This is a genomic window from Mesorhizobium sp. M3A.F.Ca.ET.175.01.1.1 (assembly GCF_004791945.1).
GTDB lineage: Bacteria > Pseudomonadota > Alphaproteobacteria > Rhizobiales > Rhizobiaceae > Mesorhizobium.
This window is the reverse complement of the sequence record NZ_SRTP01000402.1, coordinates 1-286: the sequence shown is the minus strand read 5'-3', so window position 1 is coordinate 286 and position 286 is coordinate 1. Positions and strand designations below refer to the sequence as shown.

1 pseudogene is annotated in these 286 nt (G+C 57.3%); it reads left to right on the top strand.

Annotated features, from left to right (window positions below):
• Window positions 1-104 precede the first annotated feature (104 nt).
• Window positions 105-236: pseudogene (locus tag EN818_RS34220) on the top strand (LysR family transcriptional regulator); the annotation flags it as partial.
• Window positions 237-286 lie beyond the last annotated feature (50 nt).

The following is a 286-nucleotide window of genomic DNA, read 5'->3' as shown; positions in this document are numbered from 1 at the left end:
TGTGACGATGGCAGACATGAATTCATTCCCGTGACGACCGGCAGGCGGCCTTGACGCACAGGATTTAGCGCCATAGCTTCATCCATAAAATCAGGAAGTTTTTGATCGATACTCCTGAGAATCAGGACAATCCCATGCGCCGTGTCACGTTCGATCTCGATGTCCTCAGAACCTTCCTCGCCGGCATGGAGCTGGGCAGTTTCGCCAAGGCGGCCGAGCGGCTGGGGCGCTCGACGTGAGCCGTCAGCGCGCAATTGAAGAAGCTCGAAGAGCAGGCGGATACGCC